2 protein-coding genes are annotated in these 2246 nt (G+C 65.1%); one reads left to right on the top strand and one right to left on the bottom strand.

The window, feature by feature from the left end:
* Positions 1-101 precede the first annotated feature (101 nt).
* Positions 102-338, bottom strand: a complete 237-nt coding sequence (locus C1I97_RS35655; RefSeq protein ID WP_111007082.1) for a hypothetical protein — start codon at positions 336-338, stop codon at positions 102-104.
* A 657-nt stretch (positions 339-995) separates the two neighbouring features.
* On the opposite strand from C1I97_RS35655, the gene C1I97_RS35650 reads away from it, so the two are divergent.
* Complete coding sequence (locus C1I97_RS35650) at positions 996-1559, top strand: dihydrofolate reductase family protein (RefSeq protein WP_111007081.1); 564 nt, start codon at positions 996-998, stop codon at positions 1557-1559.
* The last annotated feature ends 687 nt before the right edge of the window (positions 1560-2246 follow it).

Genomic DNA, 2246 nt, shown 5'->3' with positions numbered 1-2246 from the left:
ACCACCGACGGCATCCACGACCTCCACGGGAACGACGACACGACAGGCCACCACTCCCACCAGATCGCCGCCCCTATGCCCGACCAGCGAAAACGCCGTCCTCAAGCCCGGAAAGACAACAGCTTCTTACTGACCACTGCTTGTGCCACAGCATGCAAGGGCGTGGCGTGAAGCGTTTCGAGGCTGCCCGGACTGCCTGCCGCGAGTGCGTCAGCGACAGTCGCGTACATCGCGAGAGCGGCGAAGATCGCGAGCAGACGCTCGCCCTGGCCGACATCGAGTCCGCGCTCGCGGAAGTCCTCATGGCGCCTGGCCCGCCGCCACAGTTCCTGATCCACCAGTGGCAGGACGCACCGTCCGAGAGAAACACATTCGCGCCACACTGCGTCGCAGTTGGATACCACGGACTCGTCACGCCCTTCGGAGGGTTGCCGGGGCCTGTTGCCGCCAGGCCGCGTGGAGTGGCGGCCCGACCCTAGAAGCGGCACCTTCACCGCAACAGGGCCTGTTCAGGACATTCCGCAACACGTCATCGGTGACCGCGCAGATGCCTCGTCTCGCCCTGGCCTGTGCCCACTCAGCCTTCGACGAGAAAAGGATCATCGACCAGCCTTCGATGAGAACGCTCAACCTCCGCTGCGACCGATCACCAGCTTCGTGTTTCGGTGTCTTGCCCCGGCGTCGTCTTCCTCGCGTTACGGCCTTGGTTGACGTGGGCAGCGAGTCTGTAGGGTCTCGCCGCTCGTGACATGTCAATCTTGCGTGACCTGGGCGTTCTTGGCTGTCTCACGGCCTTGTCACCCGTGATCAGTCTCAAATCCGTGGCATTTCCTCGCGAGGACGAGGTCGAGATCAGGTGGCTTGCCCGTGTCGGCCGGGTACACCACGCTGAGCCCCGAGCACGAGGACTACCGGCGAGCCCGGATCGCGCACCGATGAGTTTCCCGCGCCGCGCTGGTCTATACGCCGGACACCCACGGACGGAAGGCTGGGCCATGCGGAAACTGATCTGCGGCATGAACCTGACCCTGGACGGCTACATCGCCGCGCCCGGCGACGACATCGGCTGGGGCGTGCCGAGCGACGAGCTGTTCCAGTTCTGGTCCGACCAGTTGCAGGCGACCGACCTGTCGCTGTACGGGTGCAAGCTGTGGCAGACGATGAGCTCCTACTGGCCGACCGCCGACCAGCAGCCCAACGCCACCCCGGCGGAGATCGAGTTCGCGCGCCGCTGGCGGGACATGTCAAAGGTGGTGTTCTCCTCGACGATCGACAAGGTCGACTGGAACACCCGCCTGGTCACCGGCGACGCGGTCGCCGAGATCACCCGGCTCAAGGCCGAGGACGGCGGCCCGATGGACATCGGCGGCGCGACGCTCGCCGGGGCGGCCATGCGGGCCGGGCTGATCGACGAGTACGTGCTGGCCACCGCGCCGGTCCTGGTGGGCGGCGGCACGCCGTTCTTCACCGCGCTGGACAGCTGGGTGAACCTGAACCTGGTGGAGACGCGGACGCTTCCCTGCGGCGTGGTCGTGACCAGGTACGAGACGAGGCGCTGAGCAGCTTCCCGCTGTCTCACGGCTTGGATGGGTGTTTCCTCTCACTGTCGCGGCGATTCCCCCGCCGCACCCCCCAAGCCCACGAGCGATGCCCCGTGAGCCCACGGTGTCAGCGGGCTTCTACCAGGGCACCAGCATCAGAGCCCCATCACCCATACGAGTGGGCGGCTTGACCTGCCAGTCTCAGATTCGTGTCAGATATGCCATCGCTTGGCCATCGCTCGTGAGATTTGGCCACGAAATCTGAGACCCTACAGGGATGTAGGGTCTCGCTGCTCGTGTCCTACGGCGATGCCGTGACCTGCGGCTTCTCGCGGCGTCTCACGCTGTGTCCAGCCGCTCATTCTCACGGCCGTGTCCAAATCCTCGGGATCGTTCGTCGAGGACAGGTCTCTGACCTGCGCAGCCTCGACCAAGGCCGCCGAGTGGCCACGGTTCGTGGGAAAAGGACACGGAAGCTGGGAACCTACATGTAGGTTCTCACCTTCGGTGTCATGCGCCGACGCTGTGACCTGGACTTTCCCCTCCAGTCTCACGACGTGTCGGCAGGCGGCTGTCTCAGAGGGCGTTAAGTCCCGTTCCAGATGATCTGGTGTCGCCCGTTCGTGGGTGATGGGACGGTTCCGCCCCCGTGTCATGTCGTGTGCATGATGGGGTGGCTGGCATGGAACGGATGCCGTACGCAAC

Source organism: Streptomyces sp. NTH33, from assembly GCF_003236365.1.
GTDB lineage: Bacteria > Actinomycetota > Actinomycetes > Streptomycetales > Streptomycetaceae > Streptomyces.
The sequence above is the reverse complement of the archived record's forward strand: the minus strand, read 5'-3'. Positions and strand labels throughout refer to the sequence as shown.

Coding starts and splice junctions, on each gene's coding strand:
- C1I97_RS35650 (WP_111007081.1), top strand. CDS start 996: ATGCGGAAACTGATCTGCGGCATGAACCTGACCCTGGACGGCTACATC.